Origin of the sequence: Paenirhizobium naphthalenivorans, assembly GCF_007992095.1 — a bacterium.
Classification (GTDB): domain Bacteria; phylum Pseudomonadota; class Alphaproteobacteria; order Rhizobiales; family Rhizobiaceae; genus Allorhizobium; species Allorhizobium naphthalenivorans.
On record NZ_BJZP01000013.1, the window covers coordinates 60,639 to 83,874 of the forward strand.

General features: G+C 63.1%; 23 protein-coding genes. 9 read left to right on the plus strand and 14 right to left on the minus strand.

From position 1 onward, the window contains the following. Positions 1-96 precede the first annotated feature (96 nt). Positions 97-1,311: a ubiquinone biosynthesis hydroxylase gene (locus tag RNA01_RS13855; protein WP_147180807.1), complete on the minus strand. Its 1,215-nt coding sequence runs from the start codon at positions 1,309-1,311 to the stop codon at positions 97-99. Between the two features lie 85 nt (positions 1,312-1,396). Between RNA01_RS13855 and tesB the strand changes: the two genes are divergently transcribed. From tesB to RNA01_RS13885, 6 genes are all read left to right on the plus strand, one after another. Beyond that, a complete protein-coding gene (gene tesB, locus RNA01_RS13860) occupies positions 1,397-2,281 on the plus strand; it encodes an acyl-CoA thioesterase II (RefSeq protein WP_147180808.1) in 885 nt (294 codons plus the stop codon). A 225-nt stretch (positions 2,282-2,506) separates the two neighbouring features. Then, positions 2,507-2,845 carry a P-II family nitrogen regulator gene (locus RNA01_RS13865; RefSeq protein WP_147180809.1) on the plus strand — a complete coding sequence of 113 codons (339 nt, stop codon included), beginning with the start codon at positions 2,507-2,509 and terminating at the stop codon, positions 2,843-2,845. Between the two features lie 26 nt (positions 2,846-2,871). Further along, positions 2,872-4,233 carry an ammonium transporter gene (locus RNA01_RS13870; protein ID WP_147180810.1) on the plus strand — a complete coding sequence of 454 codons (1,362 nt, stop codon included), beginning with the start codon at positions 2,872-2,874 and terminating at the stop codon, positions 4,231-4,233. Positions 4,234-4,474: 241 nt separating this feature from the next. Continuing rightward, positions 4,475-7,120 (plus strand): DNA translocase FtsK, encoded by a 2,646-nt coding sequence (locus RNA01_RS13875; RefSeq protein ID WP_147180811.1) that lies wholly within the window; start codon positions 4,475-4,477, stop codon positions 7,118-7,120. Between the two features lie 121 nt (positions 7,121-7,241). After that, entirely contained in the window at positions 7,242-7,901 is a 660-nt protein-coding gene (locus RNA01_RS13880) for an outer membrane lipoprotein carrier protein LolA (RefSeq protein ID WP_170253451.1), read from the plus strand. A gap of 119 nt (positions 7,902-8,020) precedes the next feature. Next, positions 8,021-8,824 carry an exodeoxyribonuclease III gene (locus tag RNA01_RS13885; protein ID WP_147180813.1) on the plus strand — a complete coding sequence of 268 codons (804 nt, stop codon included), beginning with the start codon at positions 8,021-8,023 and terminating at the stop codon, positions 8,822-8,824. Between the two features lie 109 nt (positions 8,825-8,933). Here the strand turns inward: RNA01_RS13885 and RNA01_RS13890 are convergent, their stop codons facing one another. Continuing rightward, a complete protein-coding gene (locus tag RNA01_RS13890; RefSeq protein WP_147180814.1) occupies positions 8,934-9,389 on the minus strand; it encodes a cyclic nucleotide-binding domain-containing protein in 456 nt (151 codons plus the stop codon). Positions 9,390-9,404: 15 nt separating this feature from the next. Continuing rightward, on the minus strand, positions 9,405-10,088 hold the full coding sequence (locus RNA01_RS13895; protein ID WP_147180815.1) for a response regulator transcription factor: 684 nt from the start codon (positions 10,086-10,088) through the stop codon (positions 9,405-9,407). A gap of 93 nt (positions 10,089-10,181) precedes the next feature. Between RNA01_RS13895 and RNA01_RS13900 the strand changes: the two genes are divergently transcribed. Beyond that, a complete protein-coding gene (locus RNA01_RS13900) occupies positions 10,182-10,739 on the plus strand; it encodes a L,D-transpeptidase family protein (RefSeq protein ID WP_235916629.1) in 558 nt (185 codons plus the stop codon). Between the two features lie 139 nt (positions 10,740-10,878). On the opposite strand, the gene RNA01_RS13905 is transcribed toward RNA01_RS13900, so the two are convergent. From RNA01_RS13905 to leuC, 3 genes are all read right to left on the minus strand, one after another. Then, positions 10,879-11,430 carry a SixA phosphatase family protein gene (locus RNA01_RS13905; protein WP_147180816.1) on the minus strand — a complete coding sequence of 184 codons (552 nt, stop codon included), beginning with the start codon at positions 11,428-11,430 and terminating at the stop codon, positions 10,879-10,881. Positions 11,431-11,508: 78 nt separating this feature from the next. Further along, on the minus strand, positions 11,509-12,339 hold the full coding sequence (locus RNA01_RS13910) for an EamA family transporter (RefSeq protein WP_147180817.1): 831 nt from the start codon (positions 12,337-12,339) through the stop codon (positions 11,509-11,511). A 229-nt stretch (positions 12,340-12,568) separates the two neighbouring features. After that, positions 12,569-13,978, minus strand: a complete 1,410-nt coding sequence (leuC, locus tag RNA01_RS13915; protein WP_147180818.1) for a 3-isopropylmalate dehydratase large subunit — start codon at positions 13,976-13,978, stop codon at positions 12,569-12,571. A gap of 418 nt (positions 13,979-14,396) precedes the next feature. On the opposite strand from leuC, the gene RNA01_RS13925 reads away from it, so the two are divergent. Beyond that, the gene (locus tag RNA01_RS13925) at positions 14,397-15,413 is read left to right on the plus strand and encodes a glycosyltransferase family protein (RefSeq protein ID WP_147180820.1); all 1,017 of its coding nucleotides are present in this window, start codon (positions 14,397-14,399) and stop codon (positions 15,411-15,413) included. A 24-nt stretch (positions 15,414-15,437) separates the two neighbouring features. On the opposite strand, the gene RNA01_RS13930 is transcribed toward RNA01_RS13925, so the two are convergent. From RNA01_RS13930 to rplS, 8 genes are all read right to left on the minus strand, one after another. Further along, complete coding sequence (locus RNA01_RS13930) at positions 15,438-16,259, minus strand: amino acid ABC transporter permease (protein WP_147180821.1); 822 nt, start codon at positions 16,257-16,259, stop codon at positions 15,438-15,440. Between the two features lie 34 nt (positions 16,260-16,293). Then, positions 16,294-17,091, minus strand: coding sequence for a transporter substrate-binding domain-containing protein (locus RNA01_RS13935; protein ID WP_147180822.1), 798 nt, complete (start codon positions 17,089-17,091; stop codon positions 16,294-16,296). A gap of 191 nt (positions 17,092-17,282) precedes the next feature. Further along, complete coding sequence (locus tag RNA01_RS13940; protein ID WP_147180823.1) at positions 17,283-18,068, minus strand: ABC transporter ATP-binding protein; 786 nt, start codon at positions 18,066-18,068, stop codon at positions 17,283-17,285. Then, entirely contained in the window at positions 18,065-19,132 is a 1,068-nt protein-coding gene (locus RNA01_RS13945) for a FecCD family ABC transporter permease (RefSeq protein ID WP_147180824.1), read from the minus strand. Before RNA01_RS13945 ends, RNA01_RS13940 begins: the two co-directional genes overlap by 4 nt. Then, a complete protein-coding gene (locus RNA01_RS13950) occupies positions 19,129-20,232 on the minus strand; it encodes an ABC transporter substrate-binding protein (RefSeq protein WP_147180825.1) in 1,104 nt (367 codons plus the stop codon). Before RNA01_RS13950 ends, RNA01_RS13945 begins: the two co-directional genes overlap by 4 nt. A 121-nt stretch (positions 20,233-20,353) precedes the next feature. Then, the gene (locus tag RNA01_RS13955; RefSeq protein ID WP_147180826.1) at positions 20,354-21,043 is read right to left on the minus strand and encodes a Crp/Fnr family transcriptional regulator; all 690 of its coding nucleotides are present in this window, start codon (positions 21,041-21,043) and stop codon (positions 20,354-20,356) included. Between the two features lie 102 nt (positions 21,044-21,145). Then, the gene (locus RNA01_RS13960; RefSeq protein WP_235916630.1) at positions 21,146-21,526 is read right to left on the minus strand and encodes a hypothetical protein; all 381 of its coding nucleotides are present in this window, start codon (positions 21,524-21,526) and stop codon (positions 21,146-21,148) included. Positions 21,527-21,686: 160 nt separating this feature from the next. After that, positions 21,687-22,229, minus strand: a complete 543-nt coding sequence (gene rplS / locus RNA01_RS13965; protein ID WP_147180828.1) for a 50S ribosomal protein L19 — start codon at positions 22,227-22,229, stop codon at positions 21,687-21,689. A gap of 258 nt (positions 22,230-22,487) precedes the next feature. Between rplS and RNA01_RS13970 the strand changes: the two genes are divergently transcribed. Further along, positions 22,488-23,234 carry a sulfite exporter TauE/SafE family protein gene (locus tag RNA01_RS13970; RefSeq protein WP_147180829.1) on the plus strand — a complete coding sequence of 249 codons (747 nt, stop codon included), beginning with the start codon at positions 22,488-22,490 and terminating at the stop codon, positions 23,232-23,234. Positions 23,235-23,236 lie beyond the last annotated feature (2 nt).

The window sequence follows — 23,236 nt, forward strand, 5'->3', positions numbered from 1 at the left end:
CAGACCGACACAATCAACACCGCGAACATGTGTCATCGACCAAACGCCAATAGCACGGGGCTTGCAGGCAAGGAGACTGGCGAACGGTGAGGCCGTTCAGATCGCCTCGCCCGCCAGAAGCTTCGGCGCGCCGCCGTTACCCGTACCGGCGGCCTCACGGATGAAATAGGATTTCAGCACCGGCAACCGATCGACCAGCCCGAGCCCGACGTCGCGGATGACGCGAAGCGGCGTGAAATCGTTGGAGAACATCCGGTTCAGCACATCGGTTGTGACGCCCATGCGGAAGGTGTCGAAGCGCCGCCAGGTCTGATAGCGTTCGAGCACGTTGAGATCGCCGATATCGAGACCCAGCCGATCCGCCGCGACGATCGTCTCGGCCAGTGCCGCCACGTCCTTGAAGCCGAGATTGAGTCCCTGGCCGGAAATCGGGTGGATACCATGGGCGGCGTCGCCGGCCAGCGCGATGCGCGGCGCGACGAATTGCCGGGCGAGCGTCAGCCCGAGCGGGAAGGCGCGGCGGTCTCCGGTCGCGCGAATCGGCCCGAGCTTGTGGCCGAAACGCCGTTCCAGCTCCTCCTCGAACACCAGATCGTCCGAAGCCACCAGCCGGTCGGCCTCGGCTGTGCGCTCGGTCCACACCAGCGACGAGCGATTGCCCTTCAGTGGCAGGATGGCGAAGGGGCCGGACGGCAGGAAATGCTCCTCGGCGCATCCGTCATGCGGCCGCTCATGCTCGACCGTCGTCACGATGCCGGACTGGCCGTAGTCCCAGGTGACCGTCTTGATCCCCGCAAGGTCACGCAGCTTCGAGCGCACTCCATCGCAGGCAACCACCAGCCGGGCCGAGAGAACCGACCCGTCCGACAGCGTCAGCTCCGCCGCTGGCCCGGTATTCTTGAAACCCGTCGCGCGCACGCCCTGGCGAATGCTTATGCCGGCCTGCTCGCAGGCCGCGCGCAGCGCGCCGACCATGGCGACGTTCGGGATCATATGGGCGAACGGTCGCCCCTCCTCCACCGTACCATCAAAGGTGAGAAAGACCGGGCGCACGGGATCGGAGGTCTTCGAATCGGTAACGATCATCTTCGTGATCGGCTGGGCCTCCGGCTCGATGCGGTCCCAGATGCCGAAGACATCCAGCATCTTGGTCGCTGCGGCGATGATCGCCGAGGCGCGCGGATCCTTCTTCCAGGCTCCGTCCGGAGCCGCCTCGATCACTTCGACGGCGAGATGCGGAGCGGCCTGCTTGACTGCGACTGCGACCGAAAGGCCGACATAGCCACCGCCGACGATCAGCAAATCCAGCATGGCGAATTTCCTTTACCCTTGTGCATGTCTTCACTCCTATATAGATCAGCCTTGAACTTGTTCCTATAAGCGGGGCCACGCTATTATGCCGCAGTCAGGCGAAAATCCCACAGCCATGGACCGACTGATCGAGACCCTGGATCTCGAAAAACTCGAGGAAAACCTGTTTCGCGGCATGAGCCCGCAAAACGGCTGGCAACGCGTGTTCGGCGGCCAGGTTATCGCCCAGGCTCTGATGGCGGCGCAGCGCTGCGTCGACAACGACCGTCGCGTCCATTCGCTCCACGCCTATTTCGTCCGCCCCGGCGACCCCACGGTGCCGATCATCTTTGAGGTCGAACGGACCCGTGACGGTTCGAGCTTCTCCACCCGTCGCGTCGTCGCCATCCAGCACGGCAAGACCATCTTCGCCATGTCCTGCTCGTTCCAGATCGAAGAGCCCGGCTACGATCACCAGATGGCGATCCCGGACGTGACCAAGCCCGAAGAGTTGATGGGCGAGAAGGAATTCCGCGAGGTCTTCCTTGCCCAGGCGCCCGACACGGTCAAGCGTTATTGGGGGCGCGAACGCCCCATCGAGATTCGCCCGGTCTCCCTCACCCACTACATCTCGAACGAGAAGCTGGACCCCAGCGCCCATATCTGGGTGCGCACCACCGGTCCAGTGCCGGACGATCACCATTATCAGTATGCCGTCCTCGCCTATCTCTCCGACATGACCCTGCTGGACACATCGCTCTACCCGCACGGAACCTCGATCTTCAATCCGGAAATCCAGCCCGCGAGTCTCGACCATGCCATGTGGTTCCACCGCCCCTGCCGGCTTGAGGATTGGCTTCTTTATACCCAGGACAGCCCGAGCGCATCCGGCGCTCGCGGCATGACCCGTGGCAGCATCTATGGCCGGGATGGCACACTGATCGCTTCCGTCGCCCAGGAAGGCCTGATCCGCAAAAGAGCAAACGCCTAAATCGAGAGCAAAACTGTATTTTTGCTTATTTTTTGTGCGGTCAACCGCCAATCAAATGCCCGTTTATTAGATTGGCTCCGCATAGCCTTTATATTTCAATAACTTATTAGCCGCATCCAAACTGGCACATACTTTGAATGTCACACATCAGTCGCACGGCGTCTTCTCTTGCCGGCGGCAGGAGAGTCGGCTCGGGGCCGAGGACAAGCAAAGGATGGGAACCAGATGAAAATTGTGATGGCCATCATCAAGCCGTTCAAGCTGGATGAGGTGCGCGAAGCCCTCACCGCTGTTGGCATTCAGGGCCTGACCGTGACCGAAGTGAAGGGTTACGGGCGCCAGAAGGGGCACACTGAGATCTACCGCGGCACCGAATACGCCGTAAGCTTTCTACCAAAATTGAAGATCGAGATCGCCGTAGCCTCCGAACTCGCGGACAAGGCCGTCGAAGCGATCGCTGCGTCCGCCAAGACTGGCCAGATCGGCGACGGCAAGATCTTTGTCTATGCGATCGACCAAGCCGTGCGAATCCGCACCGGCGAAACCAATTCTGAAGCTCTGTAAGACGGCTGTTAGGGGAGTTGTTTCTGATGTCATTTTCTAAGTTTTCTTCCGCTTTCGGGGCCTTGGGCGTGGCCACGGCCGGCGTGCTGACGCCGGTCATCGCCTTTGCCCAGGAAGCAGCCCCGGCCGCAGCCGAGGCCGTAGCCGCCGCACCCGTGCCGGACAAGGGCGATACCGCCTTCATGTTCCTCTGCACGATCCTCGTTCTGTTCATGCTGGTTCCGGGCCTCGCGCTGTTCTACGGCGGCCTGGTCCGCGCGAAGAACATGCTCTCGGTTCTGATGCAGTGCACCGTCGCCGGTGCGGCCATCATGCTGGCCTGGGTCATCTACGGCTATTCCTTCGCCTTCGGCGGCGCGGAAAACGCCTTCTTCGGCGGCACGGCAAAGCTGTTCCTGTCCGGCGTCAACATGGACTCGACCGCGGCGACCTTCTCCGATGCCGTCATTCCGGAATACATCTTCATGCTGTTCCAGATGACCTTCGCCGCCATCACCCCGGCCCTGATCGTCGGCGCTTTCGCCGAGCGCATCAAGTTCTCGGCAGCGATCCTTTTCTGCCTGCTGTGGGTCACCTTCGTCTACTTCCCGATCGCCCACATGGTCTGGGATGCCAACGGCCTGCTGTTCGGCTGGGGCGCGCTTGACTTCGCCGGTGGTACCGTCGTTCACATCAACGCCGGCGTCGCCGGTCTGATCGGTTCGATCATGGTCGGCAAGCGTATCGGCTTCGGCAAGGACATGATGGCACCGCACTCCATGACGCTGACTCTCGTCGGCGCAGCCATGCTGTGGGTCGGCTGGTTCGGCTTCAACGCCGGTTCCAACCTGGAGGCTTCCGGCGGCGCTATGCTCGCGACCGTCAACACCTTCATCGCCACGGCCGCCGCCATCGTATCGTGGGTCGCTGTCGAAACCTTCACCCGTGGCAAGGCGTCCATGCTCGGCGCCGCTTCCGGCATGATCGCCGGCCTCGTCGCCATCACCCCGGCTGCCGGTATCGCCGGCCCGATGGGCGCGATCGTCATGGGCCTGCTCGTTTCGCCGCTGTGCTACTTCTTCGTATCGGTGGTGAAGAACAAGTTCGGTTACGATGACACCGCCGACGTCTTCGGCGTTCACGGCATCGGCGGCCTGTTCGGTGCGCTGGCGACCGGCATCTTCGCCTCCGCGTCGCTCGGCGGCATCGGTTATGCCGAAGGCGTCACCATGGGCGCGCAGTTCATGATCCAGGTCAAGGCTGTGCTCGTCACCCTCGTCTGGTGCGGCGTCGGCTCGGCCATCCTTTACAAGGTTGTCGATGTCATCGTCGGCCTGCGCGTTCCGGTCGAAGCCGAGCGCGAAGGTCTCGACCTCGCCTCGCACGGCGAAGCCGCCTACCACTCCTAAGCGGATCCGCCGCGCCGGTTCACCGGCGCGGCACCTCCTCCCGTCAGGGCCATTGAGGCTCTTGTTTGCCCGGACCCTGTCCGGGCTTTTTTGTCCGGCCCGCCGGCCCCTTCCCGCGCGCCATGGTTAATGCGCCATTAACCCCCAACCATGTACTGTACCGATCATGAATGGCCGTGCCGTGGCGCGCGCCGGGTCCACCTCCGGGCCGGAAACATTCACCAGATGGACGGGCAGCAAGATGAACAGAGGCAATTCGGCCGCGATCGAGGAACAGTCCACCCGCTTCGCGCTCAGCGCCTTCGTGGTGCGACAGGCGCTGGCGCTTGTCGGCTTCGCGCTCTTCCTGGGCCTCGTCCTGGCGGTTGCGGCACTCGCCACCTGGAACGTCGCCGATCCGAGCCTGTCCTATGCCACCGCCAATGAGCCGACCAATATCCTCGGCTATGGCGGTGCCGTCTTCGCCGACATCATGCTGCAATTCTTCGGACTTTCGAGCCTGCTTGCCCTGCTCCCGGTGCTCGCTTGGTCGCTCGCGCTGATCACCGGCCGGCCGGTGTCGCGTATTCCCGCCCGCCTCGGCGCCTGGGCCGTCGGTTCGATCGTCGCCTCCGCCATGGTCGGTTGCTTCCCGCCGCCCGCCACATGGCCGATCCCCAACGGCATCGGCGGGGTGTTCGGCGACATGATCCTGCGTTTTCCGGGCCTCTTCATCGGCGCCTATCCAACCGGCACTTTCTCCATGGTTCTGGGCGCGATACTCGCCCTTCCGGCCACCTGGCTGCTGCTGTTCGCCGCCGGCCTGATCGGCCGCGACAGCGCGCGCGAGCCTCGCGCCGACACCGCGCCAGCCGAGCGCAAGAAGGCCTCCACACCCGCCGTCACGGATGACGAGGAAGACGACCGCGAAGGACCGGTCGCGCTCGCGCTCGGGGTGATGGTCCACACCTGGTACACGATGCGGGCTCGCGCCCGCCGCCTGCTCGGCCTTAAGCCGAAGGAACGTAGCCCTCGCTTCGAGCAGCCTTATGATTTCAATGAGGACGAGTTCGGCATGCTCAACGAGCCTGCCCGCCCCAAGGTCCCCGCGCCGCACGAGCGCCGCGAACCTTCGCTCGATGGCGCGCCGCTCTCCTCTGGCCGGGTTGCCGCGCCCTCGCGCCATATCGTCGCTCCTCCGCCGATCGCCGGCGACATGGATGACGATTTTGACACCGGGCCCTTCGACATCGACGACATGCCGCGCCCTGCCGGCATCCTGCCGGACGACGGCCGGACACAAAAGCGTGTCGTCGCCCCCGCAGCCCGCCCGAGGCCCGGCGCCCGCGTCGAGCGCGATGCCCAGGGCTCGCTGTTACGGCCGGACGGCTTCCAGCTCCCGTCCGTCCATCTGCTTGCCGAACCGAAGGCTGTCGCGCGAGACGCGACGCTTTCCGCCGACGCGCTCGAACAGAACGCCCGCATGCTGGAGGGCGTGCTGGAGGATTTCGGCGTCAAGGGTGAGATCATCCAGGTCCGTCCCGGCCCGGTCGTGACCCTCTACGAACTGGAACCGGCGCCCGGCATCAAGTCGTCCCGTGTCATCGGCCTCGCCGACGACATCGCCCGCTCGATGAGCGCGATCGCCGCCCGCGTCGCCGTCGTCCCAGGCCGCAATGCGATCGGCATAGAGCTGCCCAACCAGCGCCGTGAAACCGTCTACCTGCGCGAACTGATAGGCAGCCAGGACTTCGACAGCAACAAGGCCAAGCTCGCCATGGCGCTCGGCAAGACCATCGGTGGCGAACCCGTGATCGCCGACTTGGCCAAGATGCCCCACCTGCTGGTGGCCGGCACCACCGGCTCGGGCAAGTCGGTCGCCATCAACACCATGATCCTCTCGCTCGTCTACCGGCTGCCGCCGGAGAAGTGCCGCCTGATCATGATCGACCCGAAAATGCTCGAACTCTCCGTCTATGATGGCATCCCCCACCTGCTGTCACCGGTGGTCACCGACCCGAAGAAGGCGGTGGTGGCGCTCAAGTGGACCGTCCGCGAGATGGAGGAGCGCTACAAGAAGATGTCGAAGATCGGCGTGCGCAACATCGACGGCTTCAACAGCCGTGTCGAACAGGCGCTCGCCAAAGGCGAAGTGCTGACCCGCACAGTCCAGACCGGTTTCGACCGCCAGACCGGCGAGGCGATCTACGAGACCGAGGAATTCGATCTCCAGCCGATCCCCTATATTGTCGTCATCATCGACGAAATGGCCGACCTGATGATGGTCGCCGGCAAGGACATCGAAGGTGCCGTGCAGCGGCTTGCCCAGATGGCCCGTGCCGCCGGCATCCATGTCATCATGGCGACCCAGCGCCCGTCAGTCGACGTCATCACCGGCACGATCAAGGCCAACTTCCCGACCCGCATATCCTTCCAGGTGACATCGAAGATCGACAGCCGCACGATTCTCGGCGAGCAGGGCGCCGAACAGCTGCTCGGCATGGGCGACATGCTCTATATGGCCGGCGGCGGACGTATTCAGCGCGTTCACGGACCCTTCGTCTCCGACACGGAAGTCGAGGAGATCGTCGCCTATCTGAAGACGCAAGGGTCGCCGCAATATCTTGACGCGATCACCGTTGATGAGGATGAGGACGAAGACGGCGGCGGTCCGGCCGGCACCTCCAACCTGTCCGAATCCGACGACCCTTACGATCAGGCCGTGGCGATCGTCCTGCGCGACGGCAAGGCTTCGACCTCCTATGTCCAGCGCCGTCTCGGCATCGGCTACAACCGTGCCGCGTCGCTGATCGAGCGGATGGAGAAAGAGGGCATTATCGGCCCGGCAAACCATGCCGGCAAGCGTGAGATCCTCGTACCGACAGAGGCCGACATCATCGAGCGTTAAACCAACAGGCCTGCCGGACGTTGCCCCCGTGCCACGTCGTCTGACCGCGTCAGCTTTCGCCCGCTCGGCCATGAAGACGCCGTCTTCTTCGGCGATGAGGCATGATATGAAGGAGTTCCGGATGACTGAAGACAATTTCGAACGCATGGCGGGCCTTCCGGCTTCTGCGACGCGCCGCCAGTTCGCGGCCGGCGCAGCCGCATGTCTTGCCTTTGCCGCCTCGCCACCGTCAGCGCTTGCCGCCACCGACCCCAGCGCAGCACAGAAGGTCGCCGACCATTTCTCCTCGGTGAAGACGATGATGGGCGAATTCGTCCAGTTCGGCCCGCGCGGCGAACAGACCGGTGGTAAGTTCTTTATCCAGCGTCCCGGCAAGTTGCGCTTTAACTATGAGAAGCCCTCGCCCATGCGCGTGATCGCCGACGGCAAGAACGTCGTCATCGGTAACGTGAAGCTGAAGACCTGGGACCTCTACCCCCTGTCAAAGACGCCGCTCAGCCTGCTGCTGGCCGACAAGATCGATCTCGGCCACCAGATGGTGCGCGATGTCAAGGAAGAGGCGGATCTGACCACCATCGTGCTGGGCGACAAGACGATCTTCGGCGATTCGACCATTACCCTGATGTTCGACCCGAAGACCTTCGACCTGCGGCAGTGGACGATCACCGATGTCCAGGCCAAGGATACGTCCGTCATGATCTTCAACGTGCAGAACGGCGTACAACTCGATCCGAGTGTCTTCGAGATCCCCTACGCCGATGTGCACGGCCAGAAACGCTAAACACGGGTTCTGCCCTGTGGAGAAAAGGCGGCCCTTGTGCCCAAGGGCCGCCTTTTGCTGTTCAGGCCCGGTGGAATTGCCTAAAGCTGCGAGGCGCGATAGCCGGGAGCAGCCATCAGATGACCCTTTCAATCACCACCTGGAACATCAACTCGGTGCGGCTTCGCCTGCCGATCGTCGAGGATTTCCTCAAGAGCGCAGCTCCCGACATCCTGTGCTTGCAGGAAATCAAGTGCCAGAACGACGAGTTCCCGGCCGACGCGCTCAAAGCGCTCGGCTATGACAACATCATCATCCACGGCCAGAAGGGCTATCACGGCGTGGCGATCGCCTCGCGCTTTCCGCTCACTGAAGATCATCGCCAGGATTTCTGCGGCGTCGGTGATGCCCGTCATATCTCGGCAATCTTCGAATGGGGCGGCCGTCGCATCCGCATCCATAATTTCTATGTACCCGCCGGCGGCGACGAACCGGACCGCGCGGTCAACCCGAAATTCGGCCACAAGCTCGATTTCATCGGCGAGATGCGCGACCTGAAGGCCGATGCCGAACCCGGCGTCTCGGCCATCCTCGTCGGCGATCTCAATATCGCCCCGCTGGAAAACGACGTCTGGTCGCACAAGAAGATGCTGAAGATCATCAGCCACACACCGATCGAGACCGAGGGCCTGCTCGAGGTCATGCGCGAAGGCGGCTGGATCGACCTGATGCGGGAGCAGGTGCCGGAAGACCAGAAGCTCTACACTTGGTGGAGCTACCGGGCCAAGGACTGGTCCGGCGTGGACAAGGGCCGCCGGCTCGACCATGTCTGGTCCTCGCCCGACCTGAAGGATAACCTGCGCTCGATCGAAGTGCTGCGCGAGGCGCGAGGCTGGGACCGCCCATCCGACCACGTCCCTGTGACCGCGCGTTTCTCTCTCTAGAGTAATTCCAGCAGAAGTGCGTAGCGGTTTTGCGTCCGGAATTGCGTAAAAACAAATAGATAGAGCATCGCGGGCGACTCGGTTTCGCCGGTGATGCTCTAGGAAATCGCTATTCGAAGCGCCCGGCCATAGCCGCGGCACCGTCGATCAGGCTGGCGAGCGCCGCGCGGATGCGGCCCTCGATCACCACCGCCATGTCCGGATATTCCTCCAGCAAGCGATGGAACAGCGCCCGCGTGATGCGGATAACGTCGGCATCCTCGGAGGCGACCGCCGTGTACTTGCGCTCGACCATGGTGACCAGCGCCAGTTCCGACAGCATGACGCCCCGTCCGACAACACCCTCGCTCTTCGGCTTGCCGCCGCGTCCCAGCGTTGACAACTCGAATTCGCCCCGTGCCACCACATAGGCGCATTCGGCCGGAGATTTCTCGCGAAACAGCGCCTGCCCCTTGGCGACGGGCCGGTGCTCGGCACCGAAGGCGATCAGCCGCAGCTGATCCGAGGAGAGCCCGGCAAACAACGGCACCTTGGCCAGAAGGTCTATATCGTCGGCGAGTGCCATGGAAAACTCCGGTCGTCAGGGAACGATCTTGTAGCCGCCGTTCTCGGTGACCAGGATCTCGGCATTGGACGGATCGCGCTCGATCTTCTGCCTGAGGCGATAGACATGGGTCTCGAGCGTATGCGTCGTCACCCCGGAATTATAGCCCCAGACCTCCTCGAGCAAGACATCGCGCGTCACCACCGTCTGGCCGGCGCGATAAAGATAGCGGATGATCGCCGCCTCTTTCTCCGTCAGTCGGATCTTCTTGCCATCCTCGGTGGTGAGGAGCTTCTGGCTCGGTTTGAACAGATAGGGCCCGACGCCGAAGGTCGCGTCCTCGCTCTGCTCATGCTGGCGCAATTGTGCGCGAATGCGCGCGAGCAGCACGGCAAAGCGGAACGGTTTGGTGACATAGTCGTTAGCGCCGGCCTCCAGACCGAGGATGGTGTCGGCATCGGTATCATGACCGGTCAGCATGATCACCGGCGCCCTGAAACCGCCCTTGCGCAGAAGTTTCACCGCCTCGCGCCCGTCCATGTCGGGCAGGCCCACATCCATGATCAGCAGATCGACCTGGCCGCTGCGCGCGGCCTGCATACCCTCGGCCGCATTGTCCGCCTCGGTGAGGGTGAATTCGTCGTAGAGCGAGAGCTGTTCGACCAGCGTCTCGCGCAGATCGTTGTCATCGTCTACCAGCAGAATGGTCCGCACCGTCATATGATCTTCCTGTTTGCGTTCGTGCCGTTCGTCTTGGCGTGCCGGTTCGAAGTGCTATGAATACACCGATATTCACAGGCAAGGCAAAATCTCGTGACCCGACGACGAAAAACAAGGGGCGAAACGCGCAAAACCGGCAAACAGATCATCGTCAGGCCGGCCCCGGGGAACCCGACGCAAGGTATCCTGCAATACGGTCCCTTGCGCCTGCGCGCGGCACTGGGCCGCTCCGGCGTCACCGGCCTCAAGCGCGAAGGCGACGGCGCCACCCCGCGCGCTGCCATGCGCCTGCTCTTTGGCTATCGCCGTGGCGAGCGCATGGGCGCGCTGCCGACGGCCCTGCCTGTCAAACGCATCCGCAAGACCATGCTCTGGTGCGATGCCCCCGGCCACCCGGCCTATAACCGCCCGGTCACCACCCCCTTCGCCGCCAGCCACGAGAAACTGCTGCGCGACGACCACCTCTATGACGTTTGCATCGTTCTCGACTGGAACATCCTTTCCCGCCGGCGCGGCTGCGGCTCGGCGATCTTCTTTCACCTCGCCCGGCCGGGCTATACGCCGACCGAGGGCTGCGTCGCGCTTTCCCCCGCCGACATGCGCCGTCTGCTGCCCTTCCTCAACGATCGTACCGTGCTGCGGGTATTCTAGAGCATCGCCGGCAAAAACCGAGCCGCCTCCGATGCTCTATCTGTCTGTTTTACGCACTTCCGGACGCAAAACCGCTACACGTTTTTGCTGGAATTGCTCCAGGTTCCGCGGACACGGACCACATCTTGCCCGGCCCGCCTCAGCCGAGCATCCGCGGCGTGACGAAGCGCTCCAGAAAGCCCGCGCCCGCGCCGACTTTCCCCCAGTCGTCGAGACCGAAGTCGATCACCGCAAGTCCCGCTGTCGGATATTTCTCGCCAATCTCTCGTCGTTGCGACTTTTCACCCGCCCCCGACAGCAGCAGCGCCAGATCCTGCGTGCCCGGATTGTGCGCCAGGATCAGCACGGTAGGGAAAATCGCCTCCACGCGGCGCAGAACACCGAGCATATCCTCGGCGCTTGCCGCGTAGAGTCCAGGCTCCTGCCGCACCTTGGGCGTCCGAGGAAGACACTCGCCGACCAGAGCCCAGGTCTCCCGCGTGCGTCGCGCGGACGAGACCAGCGCCAGATCGGGAACAAGCCCCTCGCGCGCCAGATAGTCGCCGACCATTGACGCGGACGCGCGCCCTCGGGCGTTGAGCGGCCGCTCCTCATCCGCCACGCCGTCCGGCCAGGCCGATTTCGCATGGCGCAATAGCAAAAGCCGCAGCCCTTGGCGTTTTGCCGGTCTATCCGCCTGGCTCGATGCCATCGTCGCCGCCTCCCTGGGGAAAATGATTCACATGAAACATAGGCTTAGCCAGCGCATGCCGCACGCGCCCGCGCCATTCTAGAGGCTGACGCAGATCGCGCCAACCGCGACGATGAGACAGGCTATGAACCGCCGCAGCGTGAAGCGCTCGCCAAGGAAAAGCGCGCCGATCAATACGGCGAAAACCACGCTCGTCTCACGCACCGCCGTCACCAGCCCCGCCGGCGCATAGGCATAGGCAATGACGACCAGACCATAGGCCATGAGCGCCACCACCCCGCCGCCCACCGCCTTCCAGGTCACGGGCGAGCGCACGTCGATGACAAGGCCGCGCCGCGCGACCGCATAGGTCGCAGCGAGCATCAAGCCGTAGAGGAAAAGCACCCACATGGCATAGGCGGACGGCTGCTCGACCATGTGTACGCCGCGCGAATCGACTGTCGAATAGCAGGCGATGATCAGCCCGGTAAGCAGTGCATAGGCAAGCGAGGAATTCGCCGCCCGCGTCTTGCCGAGCGACAGGCTCATGATCCCGGCCGCCACCAGCACGACACCAAGCGTCTGATAGACCCCGAGAATCTGGCCGAAGAACAGGAAACCGCCAAGCGTCACCAGAAGCGGCACCGTGCCACGCACGATCGGATAGACCTGACCGAGTTCGCCATGGCGATAGGCGGCGACGAGGAACAGACTATAGCCCACCTGCAAGCCCGACGAGAGCAATATGTAGAACCAGGCCGCCGATCCCGGCAGGGGAAAATAGGCGATGAAGGGAACGGCGATCGCGGTGCCGGCCAGCCCCATCACCGTTACCGACCACAACCGGTCGGCGCCATTGCGCAGGAAGGCGTTCCAGCTCGCATGTAGGATGGCCGCGACCAGCGCCAGCCCAACGGCGATCGCACTCACGGCCACCCCGCCAGTAATCCGGGTGACGGCAAAGCGGAGAATTTCGGAAGCGGCCGAAGCATCGGAGGAGGGGCGCCATATGACAGTTTTGTGACGAGGCGACGATAGCCGCTTTCCGCCGCTTTGCAATGCCCGCTCTCCGCTTCATCCAGAGATGGCGAGGCGGCAACGGAAAAGGCCGCCCGCATCGCTGCGGGCGGCCCCGTTCAAAACATGGACGGGCGAAAGGTTATTTCCAGTCGCGAATGTCGACGAAGTGGCCAGCAACGGCGGCGGCAGCGGCCATCGCTGGCGAGACCAGGTGCGTGCGACCCTTGTAGCCCTGACGACCTTCAAAATTGCGGTTCGAGGTTGAGGCGCAGCGTTCACCCGGTTTCAGCCGGTCGTCGTTCATCGCAAGGCACATCGAGCAACCCGGCTCGCGCCATTCAAAACCGGCATCCTTGAAGATCTTGTCGAGCCCCTCGGCTTCCGCCTGTTCCTTGACCAGACCCGAGCCCGGAACGACCATGGCCGAAACGGTCGGCGCGACGTGGCGGCCTTCCAGCACCTTGGCGGCGGCGCGCAGGTCCTCGATGCGGCCATTGGTGCAAGAGCCGATGAACACGCGGTCGATGGCGATGTCGGTCATCTTGGTGCCGGGCTTCAGGCCCATGTAGTCGAGCGCCCGCCACTTCGATGTGCGCTTGTTCTCGTCCTGGATGTCGTCCGGGTTGGGAACGACGCCTTGGATCGACACGACGTCCTCCGGCGAGGACCCCCAGGAAACGATCGGAGGCAGGTTGGCGGCGTCGAGCACAACAACCTTGTCGAAATGCGCGCCCTCGTCCGTATGCAGCGTCTTCCAGTATGCAACGGCCTGATCCCAGGCCTCGCCCTTCGGCGCCCGCGGCTTGCCCTTGATGTATTCGAAGGTCTTTTCGTCCGGCGCAATCAGGCCGGCTCGGGCGCCGCCCTCGATCGTCATGTTGCAAACCGTCATGCGTCCTTCCATCGACAGCGAGCGGATCGCCTCACCGGCGAATTCGATGACGTGGCCGGTGCCGCCGGCGGTGCCGATCTCGCCGATGATGGCGAGAATGATGTCCTTGGCGGTGACGCCTTCCGGCAGCTGGCCGTCGACGCGCACCAGCATGTTCTTCGCCTTCGACTGGATCAGCGTCTGGGTGGCCAGAACGTGCTCCACTTCAGACGTGCCGATACCGTGCGCCAGAGCGCCAAACGCGCCATGGGTCGAGGTGTGGCTGTCGCCGCAAACAATGGTCATGCCCGGCAAGGTGAAACCCTGTTCCGGCCCGACGATGTGGACGATGCCCTGACGCTTGTCGTTCTCGGAATAATATTCCACGCCGAACTCGGCGGCGTTATGCGCCAGCGCCTCGACCTGGATGCGGCTTTCCTCGTTCTTGATGCCGGTGTGGCGATCCGGCGTGGTTGGCACGTTATGGTCGACGACGGCGAGCGTCTTCTGCGGCGCATGCACCGTACGGTGCGCCATGCGCAGACCTTCGAAGGCCTGCGGGCTCGTCACCTCATGCACGAGATGACGGTCGATGTAGAGAAGACAGGTGCCGTCGTCCTGGCGGTCGACCAGGTGGTCGTCGAAAATCTTGTCGTAGAGGGTACGGGGTGCGCTCATGGCTGAAGATCCGTCTGAGTGTGAAAATGGAATTCGGGCAGGACGCCGTCAAGCGACGCCAATGACAGCGCTTAGCCTAGAAAGCTGATGAGCGCCCCGGAGACGCGCGCGAAAAAACGTGCCGGCAGACGCTTATGATCCTGCAGCACGATGAACTGGTTCGCGAGGCATCCGAATTTCGATCCCATAGCCGGCTCCTCTAGCATTTCCCGCCGACATCGGCAACCGACTCATGCGCCGACTGTCAGAGACGTGAACCAACCTGAAGGCGCCTGAGGAAAGCTGTCGGGACAAGCCACAACCGGAAAATACCGGATTTCGCGCAGTCTCCTCAAGGAAGGCTGACGCTCGCATGCGCAAGTTTAGCGCTAGCCTCGGCTGACATGTTTCGCAGCAAACACAAGAATCGTGAATAGCCATGCTGTCAATTTGCATCCCCAGCAACCGCCCTTACGCCTCCAGCCGACTGGCGCTGGAAAGCGCCCTGATTTACGCCGAGAAAACCGGCGCAAGGGTCATTATTGCCGACAATTCCGGCGATCCGGAGAAGCGCGCCCGTTTTGAAGGCGCCTCGCCCTGCCTTACCTATCTCGACACCTCCGGCTATTCAGCCCTCGACAATGGACTGGCTGCCTTCGAAAAAGCAGACACGCCTTTTCTCATGCCCATGGGCGATGACGATGTGCTGCATCTCCATCCGGGGCAAGAACGACTCCGTCTCGACAGCCTGGCAGATGACGTCATCGCAGTCCGCCCGTCGACGCTGCTCTGGACCGCAACCGACGGGGTAGTGACGGTCAAGCAGTTCACCCTTGATGAGACGGATGCCGGCGACCGCATCATCGCCTACAATCGATCCGCGCAAGGCGACAACACGCTCTACTACAGCATCTGGCGCTCGGCCCCCTTCACGCATGTGTGGCGCATGCTTCGTGACCACCATCCAACCCGCGGTGCTTATTGCGACTGGGCGCTTGTTTTGTCTCTCGTCGCAACGGGCCGAGTCGTCCATGACCCGGCGACACTCTATCGTTACGACCTCGGCCGCTGGCGCGATGAGTCCAGCATTCTGGCGACCAAGCTGTCGCTCTACCGCGACGTCGGGCTCCCCGCCGAGGCCAGTATGCGTCATACGCAAATCCTGCGCTTCGCCGATATCCACGGTTTCCTGCAGTCGCAGTCCCTTCCGTTAACGCAGCCGCAGCGGACTCGCGCACTGCAGGTCAATGCGCGTTTCGGCATCACCTCCTTTTGCGCGGCCGTGCAACGGGAACCCTCGTCCTTCCACGAAGCAGCACGGGTGTTCGCCAATGGCGATCCGCAACGCTACCTCACGCCTGACGCCTGTTTCGACGATGCGATCCCCGTTCTTGAGGCCCTGAAGGAGGGGCTCGGCGCAAGCTATCTTGACTTCCGCAAGGCTGCGGCCGCCTGACTCGACGACCAGCCCGCTTGCACGTCAGCCTGCTGTCCGTTCCCGCATCCGTTTCTCCACTCGCCGCAGAGCCAGCGAAAGGCCGATAGTGAGAATCAGATAAACATAGCTGACGATCGAATAGGTCTCGAAAAAGCGGAATGATCCAGCCGCATAGACCTTGGCCATCTGCGTGATATCGGCGACCCCAAGCACCGAAACAAGCGAGGAATCCTTGACCATCGAGATGAAATCGTTGGAGAGCGGCGGAAAGATCGTCCGGATCGCCTGGGGAAAGACGATCAGCCGGAAGCGCTGGTAGCGATTGAGCCCAAGCGACATGGCCGCCTCGATCTGCCCCCTGTCGACAGCCTGGAATCCGGCGCGGAAAATCTCGGCGATGAAAGCCGAATAGGCGATCATCAGGGCAATGATCGCCCGCCACATCAACGATAGGTCGCGCACCACCATCGGCTCCAGCCAGTCGGCGGCGATCAGCGGTGAAACCACAAGATTATAGAGCGCGACCAGTCCCGGAGCGCCGACGAAGGCGATGTAGAACAGCAGCACCAGGATCGGGATGCCGCGGATCACCTCAACGTAGAAGCGCGCGGCCTGGCGCAGCACGACGTTGTTCGACATGCCGAGGAGCGCAATGGAAAGCCCGAGCACCATCGCCAAGGCGAAGGCGACGAGTGTGACGAATATGGTGACGAACACGCCCTTGCCGACGACCATGAAGACCTGGGCGTAAACATCATTGACCGCAATGACGATGGCCAGCGCGATACCGATTGCCACCAGACCATAGAGCCAAAAGGGTCGCTCGCCCTTGTCATCACGGGACGGAAGCGTCTGGAACCCCATTAGCGAGGCGCCCGAACGTCAAGGCAGGGCAGGTTCATTCGCCCATCTTGTAGTCGAGGAACCACTTCTTATCGAGCGCCGCGATGGTCCCATCGGCCTTGAGCGCGGCGAGCGCCGCGTTGACCGGCTGGACGAGGTCAGACCCCTTGGGAAAGATGAAACCGAAGTCTTCCGAGCCGAGCGCACCGCCAACCACCTTGAGGCCGCCGTTCGAGGCATCAACATAGCCCTTGGCCGCCACGCTGTCGGTGAGTACCAGATCGACGTCACCGGCTTTCAGGGCCTGCACAGTCGCACCGAAGGTCTCGAACAGCTTGATGCGCGGGTTGTCTTCCTTGCCGTCGAGGATCTCGTAGACGGCGGTGTAGAACGGCGAGGTCCCGGGCTGCGCGGCGATCAGCGCATCGTCCACCGCCGCGAAACTCTTGGCGTCGGAAAAGCGGCTCTCGTCACCGCGCACCAGCATGAACTGCTCGGAACGCATGTAGGGATCGGAGAAGTCGACCTTTTCCTTGCGCTCATCCTTGATGGTGATGCCGGTCATGCCGATGTTGTACTGATTGTCGGAGACCGCCTGGATCATCGCGTCCCACGAGGTGTTCTGGTATTCGACCTTGAAGTTCAGCCGCTTGGCGATCTCGTTCATCGCGTCATATTCCCAGCCGATCGCCTGACCCGACTTCGGATCGATGAATTGCAGCGGCGGATAGGCGTTTTCCGTCACCACCACCACGGTCTTTCCACCGAGATCCGGCAGGTCGGCGGAAAACGCGGAGAGCGGCGCAAGCGCGAGGACGGCAAGCCCGGCAAGAATGGTGCGGCGAAGCGACATATGGGTCTCCCTGATTGGCAGTTGAGACTGTCACAGTTCGTTTGCGCCTTGCAAGAGCGTCGCTTGTCGCTGTTTCGCCGTGGCATGAAAACCCGTTTCGGATTTGACCCCGAACGCAAGGCACTTGTGCCTTCGGACACCTTCGACAGGTCCGGCAAGGATGGGCACCGTACCGCCGATTGCCGGACCTGTCATGACGGATCGTCGGCGTGTGTTCCGACGGGATGGAATGGCGCAATCGGCAGGATCACCGGCCGCGCCGCGCTGCAGGTTAGGAATTCGGCCTCGACGCCGTAAACGGTGCGCAGGGCTGCGGGCGTCACGACGTCGTCGAAGCGGCCGGCACCGGCAAGTCCGCCACGCGTGAGCAGCGCCACGCTGTCGGCATGACGGGCGGCCAGATTGAGGTCATGGATGGCGATCATCACCAGCGCGCCTGTGCGCGCCACATAGACCCTGAGCAGGGCGAAAACCTGCATCTGGTGCGCGAGGTCGAGCGCGCTCGTTGCCTCATCGAGCAGCAGGAGTCTGGGCTCACGCAACAGCCGCTGAGCCAGCAGCACCAGCTGCTGCTGGCCGCCCGACAGTGTATGGATGGCCCGTGAGGCAAGATCGGCAATGCCGAAGGAGGCCAGGATCCGGCCGGCGGCGGCAAGCGCCTCCTGGTCGACCCGCCAGCCGAGACGCTCGTGCCGACCGAGCAGCACCACCTCGAGCACGCTGAGCTGCGCGCGCACCTGCGCATGCTGCGGCATGTACCCGACGGCGCGCGGGTCTATAGCCTGCCCGTTAAAGGTAATCCGGCCGCGGTGGGCGACAAGCCCGGCCACGGCACCGAGCAGGGTGGACTTGCCGGCGCCGTTCGGACCGACCAGACCGACGACCTGGCCCGCGCCAAAACGCAGGTCAACGCCTTGCATGACCACATGGCGCCCGAAGCGGATCGAGACTTTGTCGAGGACGAGTCCGTCGCTCATGCGACACCTCCCTTGCGTCCGCTGGCGAAGATGACCGCAAACAGCATCGGAATGCCGGCGATCGCCGTGACGATACCGACGGGGACAACAGCGGCCGGCGAGATGAACTTGCCCAGCACCGAGGCGCCGACAAGGATGATGGCGCCGATGACAGCCGAGAGCGGCAGGGCGAAGCGATGGTCCTCACCGGCCGCCATGCGGCAAACATGGGGCGCGATCAACCCGACGAAGCCGATCGTGCCGACGAAGGAGACGGCGGCGGCCGTCAAAAGCGCCACCAGCAGGAAGGTCTGCCGGCGCATGCGTTCCACCGACAGGCCAAGACTGCGGGCATTGGCGTCGCCGAGCTTGAGAACCGTCAGCGCCCAACAATTGCGCGCAACGAACGGCAGGCAGCCAAGGAAGATGGCACCGCTGACCGCGACACTGGTCCAGGTCGCCTTGAGCAGGCTGCCGAACAGCCAGAAGACGATCTGTTGCAACACCTCCGGCGAGGCCAGAAACTGCAAGAGGGATTGCAGCGATTGGAAAAAGAAGGAGACGGCAATGCCGCCGAGAACCAGGATCTCGGGCGAGGCGCCGCGCAGCCGGGCGATCGCATAGACGATGCCACAGGCGAAGAGCGTCATGGCGAAGGCGGCGATCGGCACGACGAGGTAGCCGGGAAGCGCCAGCGCGCCGCCGAACATGATCGCAAGGGCTGCGCCAAAGCCTGCGGCGGCGGAAAAGCCGAGGGTGAAGGGACTGGCCAACGGGTTGTCGAGAATGGTCTGCATCTGCAATCCGGCCAGTCCGAGGCAGGCGCCGACCACGACGCCCATCACCGTTTGCGGCATACGCAATTGCCAGAGAATGGTCGCGATCATCCGGTCCTCGCCGGCGGGACCAGCAAGCAGCCCGTTCCACACGTCGGACAGCGGCATGCCGGACGGTCCGGTGGTCAGATCGAACAACATCAGCACGACAAGGATCGCAACGGCGAGCCACAGGCCCGCCGTTTTGCGCAGTGAGGCACGGCGATAATCGCCGCGCATCTCCTCGACTTCGGCACTTGCCAGGCTCATTGCCCGTTGACCTGGTAGGGCAGAACGAAGACGCCATCCGCCTTTATCGGCAGCCAGGCTTCATAATAGTCGCGAATGTTCTGCGCCGGGTCGACATCCTTGAACGCCTCGGGGTAGAGCTGCTTGGCGATGTACTGGGCGTAAACATAGTCCGACAGTGTGCGGGAACCGCCGTGATAGATGGCGTGCACGCCGCCCTCCTTCACCGCCGCCAGATCCGCCCAGCCGGGACGCCCCAGATAGGCGCCCATGCGCTCGCGCGTCAGCTTGGCGTCTGCGCCGAAGCCGACCTGCACCGATTGCGGCTTGTTCAGCCATTCCGAACCTGCCAGGAAGACGAGGTTCGGCTGCTGCGCCAGCACGTATTCGGGGCTGAGTGGCCCCCAGTTGCCGATCTGGCCCTTGGCGATATTGTGCCCGCCAAGCTTGTCGATCAGGGCACCCCACATGCTGTCGCCATAGGAATTGCCGACCTCGCCGGGGCCCTTCTGTGCCAGTTCGACATAGACCTTCCTGGTCGTCGGGCCGGCGGCCTTGATGCGCGCGTCGATGTCCGCGATGGCCGCCTCATAATTGCGGGCGAGCTTCTCGGCACGTTCCGACGACCCCATGACTTTGCCAAGCACTTCGGTCGACAGCACGTGCTTCGCCACCGTCTGGGCATTGTAGTCGAGCGTGACGACCGGAATGCCGGCCGCCTCGATCTGCTGCACCCCTTCGCCAAGCGCGTCATAGGACCAGGCCGCGAGGATCACCAGATCGGGCCTGGCAGCGATCACCTTCTCAACCGAGAAGGTCCCGTCCTCGGTATTGCCGACATCGGGGATCGCGGCGAGCTTCGGCAGGGCCTTTTCGTAGGCCGAAAACTGGTTCGGTCGCCAGTCCTTCCAGGTCGACAGCGACAGGGCCACGACCTTGTCGAGGGCATCAGGTCCGACAACCGCGAGGAAATCCTCATAGTAGAAGCCGAGCACGACGCGCTCGGCCGGCTTGGCGAGGGTGACGGTGCGGCCCTTGACGTCGGTGACCGTAATGTCGGCGAGAGCCTGTGTGGCCAAGGCCATCAACGCGACGGTCGTAGAGATCAGCAGTCTTTTCATGGTGTTTCCTCTCTTCTTTGTTGTGAGGCCGCCCATTGGCGACCCGTCCCTTTTCCGGCTTGACACCCGTTGAACGGAGCACCGACCTGCCGGGCTCCCAGTCATGGTCGTCATGGCTTCCTCATGCCTGGTTGGTGTTGTCGATCGCCCGGCTGCCGGCGGCGATTTCGGCCAGCGTCGCCGGCTGCAGCAGGGTCACGATTTCGGGATGGTTGAAATCGATCAGACCCGCCTTCTTGATCCGGGTGAAGCAGCGACTGACGGTCTCAACCGTCAGTCCGAGCCAGTCGGCCAGATCGCCGCGCGTCGGGTGAAGGTTGAAACAGATGGTGTTCCGCTTGCAGCCCCTCGATGGGCGAAGGAATTGATCGGCGAGGTCGAGGATGGCGGAGGCCACCCTTTCCGGCGCCGTCTTTCGTCCAAGAAGCGTCGCATGGGCTTGTGCCCGCAGCACCATTTCCTCAAGGCCGCGTTCCAGCTCCGCGTGATCGACGCTGTCGATGGCTTCGAGCGTCACATAGCTCAGCGTTTCGGCCGAACAGCGGTTGCGCTCTCCAACGCCGATCCCCACCATTCGACCTGGCCCGATCATGTCGATGATCTGGCGCCGCCCGTCTGACAGCGACTGCGAAAGCGCGACGCAACCTTCGACCACACGATACTGTGGCGCGCGCGCGTAGCCCTCGAGGAAGAGAGTGCTTCGTGGAGACAGTCTCAGAACGGTCGGGGAATGATGCGTTGGCGCAGGCTCAACAAGTAGCTGTGACGGCAGCGCGCGCACGTTCGCTGCCTTTAAAGAGAATTGTAGCATGACGATATCCGGCGTTCAGGCCGGCTTCGCATGCTCGATGCGCCTCACCGGCCCTGGTCAACGATTCCGGACACAGGCGGACATCCGCACACGTGACCGGGCTCAGACAAAAACCGGAAGAGGAGGCGCCCTTGGTGCCGCATTGGGAGGAAAGACGTGCCGGTGAAACGCCTCGAAGCGCGGCGGCAAAAGTGCGGCCACGACAATCGCAAGACGAACGCCCGCCACATCGACAGGCGTCGGCGTCAACACGGACGACGAGATCAGACAGGCGTCACAATGACTGGTACCGGAATGATTCTTGCCGTCCTCGCCCTCTCCCCCAAGGCAAAGCTCGGGCAAGCTGCCATCCGGCAGGGTCAGCGCGGCGATCTCGGCGGGAGACAGGTTCGGCGGACCGAAAGCGGGGGGGCGGTGGGAAAGGCCGACGGCGATGAGCGCGATCACGCACAAGGTGCGCGTCACAGCCTGCCATATCGTCATTCCACGTCGCATCGTTTCCCCTCGGTCCGCTGTGAGATTTATCAGTAGGCCCGAAATCGCGCAAGGGATCAGCACCCGTCGCATCGCCGCAGCGACTGCCGCCGGGAAACAAAAAAGGCGGCCCGAGGACCGCCTTTCTCAAATCCCTTGAAGGGAGATCTTATTCTGCGGAGCCTTCGGCTGCGGCTGCGGCGGCAGCTTCTGCTGCGGCCTTTGCTTCAGCGGCTTCGGCTGCTGCCTTTTCGGCGGCGAGAGCCTGTGCTGCTGCAACCTTTTCAGCTTCCAGACGTGCCTTTTCCTGGGCAACGGCGGCGCGCTCGGCGTCGTTCAGCTTGCGGGCGCGGGTGCCGGTGTTCTCGACGATACGAGCCGACTTGCCGCGACGATCGCGCAGGTAGTAGAGCTTGGCGCGACGGACCTTACCGCGACGAACGATCTCGACGCTTTCGACCATCGGCGAGTAAACCGGGAATACGCGCTCGACGCCTTCGCCGTAGGAGATTTTGCGAACCGTAAAGCTCTCGTTGATGCCGGCGCCGGAACGGGCGATGCAAACGCCCTCATAGGCCTGCACGCGGGTACGGTTGCCTTCCTTGACGGTGACGTTGACGCGGAGCGTGTCGCCGGCCGAGAAGTCGGGGAGCTTGCGCTTGGCTTCGATCTTGGCGGCCTGTTCGGCATCCAGCTGCTGAATGATGTTCATGTCTAACCTCTATTTCTTCTAAAACAGCCAGAGCGCTCGTATATCCTTCGGTCAAAGCCTCCGGATTTTGCCTTTTCAGGCGGGAGCGGATACGCATGCTCTTTGTTTGTGGCAGACGGGCTTGGCCCATTTCCGACGCGGCCAATACACCAAAGCCCGGTGTTTGTCATCCCTTGCCACGCATTTTTCTCCAATCGCTGCCATTGCGATCGGGGCGTCGAACGAATAACCGTTCTCCACCACGGAGAAAAGCCGAACATGTCGATCGCCACCATCGCCCTGCTGTTTATCGCCGGCTTCTTCTCCGGCGTCATCAATGCGATTGCCGGTGGCGGCACGTTCCTGACCTTCGGCGCGATGACGCTGGCCGGTCTGCCACCGATCGCCGCCAACGCCACCTCGTCGATCACCCAATTCCCCGGCTACATCACCTCGACGCTGGCCTACCGCCGTGAATTTGCCGGCCTTTGGAAGAGCACCTTGATCCTCGCACTGGTCTCGGCCATCGGCGCACTGGGGGGCGCGCTGTTCCTGATCTCGCTGTCCAACCCGGCCTTCCGCGCCATGGTGCCCTGGTTGCTGCTCGCCGCCACCGCCGTCTTCGCCGCCGGACCGAAGCTTCGCCCGAAACATGCCAGCGCAAGCCACCCGGCAACCCCGCTCGGTCTTGCGCTGCAGGCCGTCACTTCCTTCTACGGCGGCTTCTTCGGTGCCGGCATGGGCATCATGATGCTCGCCTCGCTGGGGCTCGCGAGCGGCGGCGACTACCATCGCCTCAATGCGCTGAAAAATTTCCTGTCGATCGTGATCGCCGCCGTCGCCATCGTGGTCTTCTCGACCGCCGGCGCGGTCTCCTGGCTGCATGCGGCCATCATGGTGCCGGCCGTGGCACTCGGCGGGTATGCCGGCGTGAGCCTCGCCAAGAGGGTGCCCCAGTCTGTCCTGCGCTGGCTCGTGGTCGCGGCCGGCGTCGGCCTTGCCATCTATTATTTCGTTACCGGCTGAAC

Excerpts from the sequence above, each read along its gene's own strand:
- RNA01_RS13855 (WP_147180807.1), bottom strand. The coding sequence starts at position 1,311 with ATGCTGGATTTGCTGATCGTCGGCGGTGGCTATGTCGGCCTTTCGGTC.
- tesB (WP_147180808.1), top strand. The coding sequence starts at position 1,397 with ATGCCGCAGTCAGGCGAAAATCCCACAGCCATGGACCGACTGATCGAG.
- RNA01_RS13865 (WP_147180809.1), top strand. The coding sequence starts at position 2,507 with ATGAAAATTGTGATGGCCATCATCAAGCCGTTCAAGCTGGATGAGGTG.
- RNA01_RS13870 (WP_147180810.1), top strand. The coding sequence starts at position 2,872 with ATGTCATTTTCTAAGTTTTCTTCCGCTTTCGGGGCCTTGGGCGTGGCC.
- RNA01_RS13875 (WP_147180811.1), top strand. The coding sequence starts at position 4,475 with ATGAACAGAGGCAATTCGGCCGCGATCGAGGAACAGTCCACCCGCTTC.
- RNA01_RS13880 (WP_170253451.1), top strand. The coding sequence starts at position 7,242 with ATGACTGAAGACAATTTCGAACGCATGGCGGGCCTTCCGGCTTCTGCG.
- RNA01_RS13885 (WP_147180813.1), top strand. The coding sequence starts at position 8,021 with ATGACCCTTTCAATCACCACCTGGAACATCAACTCGGTGCGGCTTCGC.
- RNA01_RS13890 (WP_147180814.1), bottom strand. The coding sequence starts at position 9,389 with ATGGCACTCGCCGACGATATAGACCTTCTGGCCAAGGTGCCGTTGTTT.
- RNA01_RS13895 (WP_147180815.1), bottom strand. The coding sequence starts at position 10,088 with ATGACGGTGCGGACCATTCTGCTGGTAGACGATGACAACGATCTGCGC.
- RNA01_RS13905 (WP_147180816.1), bottom strand. The coding sequence starts at position 11,430 with ATGGCATCGAGCCAGGCGGATAGACCGGCAAAACGCCAAGGGCTGCGG.
- leuC (WP_147180818.1), bottom strand. The coding sequence starts at position 13,978 with ATGAGCGCACCCCGTACCCTCTACGACAAGATTTTCGACGACCACCTG.
- RNA01_RS13925 (WP_147180820.1), top strand. The coding sequence starts at position 14,397 with ATGCTGTCAATTTGCATCCCCAGCAACCGCCCTTACGCCTCCAGCCGA.
- RNA01_RS13930 (WP_147180821.1), bottom strand. The coding sequence starts at position 16,259 with ATGGGGTTCCAGACGCTTCCGTCCCGTGATGACAAGGGCGAGCGACCC.
- RNA01_RS13935 (WP_147180822.1), bottom strand. The coding sequence starts at position 17,091 with ATGTCGCTTCGCCGCACCATTCTTGCCGGGCTTGCCGTCCTCGCGCTT.
- RNA01_RS13940 (WP_147180823.1), bottom strand. The coding sequence starts at position 18,068 with ATGAGCGACGGACTCGTCCTCGACAAAGTCTCGATCCGCTTCGGGCGC.
- RNA01_RS13945 (WP_147180824.1), bottom strand. The coding sequence starts at position 19,132 with ATGAGCCTGGCAAGTGCCGAAGTCGAGGAGATGCGCGGCGATTATCGC.
- RNA01_RS13950 (WP_147180825.1), bottom strand. The coding sequence starts at position 20,232 with ATGAAAAGACTGCTGATCTCTACGACCGTCGCGTTGATGGCCTTGGCC.
- RNA01_RS13955 (WP_147180826.1), bottom strand. The coding sequence starts at position 21,043 with ATGCTACAATTCTCTTTAAAGGCAGCGAACGTGCGCGCGCTGCCGTCA.
- RNA01_RS13960 (WP_235916630.1), bottom strand. The coding sequence starts at position 21,526 with ATGACGATATGGCAGGCTGTGACGCGCACCTTGTGCGTGATCGCGCTC.
- rplS (WP_147180828.1), bottom strand. The coding sequence starts at position 22,229 with ATGAACATCATTCAGCAGCTGGATGCCGAACAGGCCGCCAAGATCGAA.
- RNA01_RS13970 (WP_147180829.1), top strand. The coding sequence starts at position 22,488 with ATGTCGATCGCCACCATCGCCCTGCTGTTTATCGCCGGCTTCTTCTCC.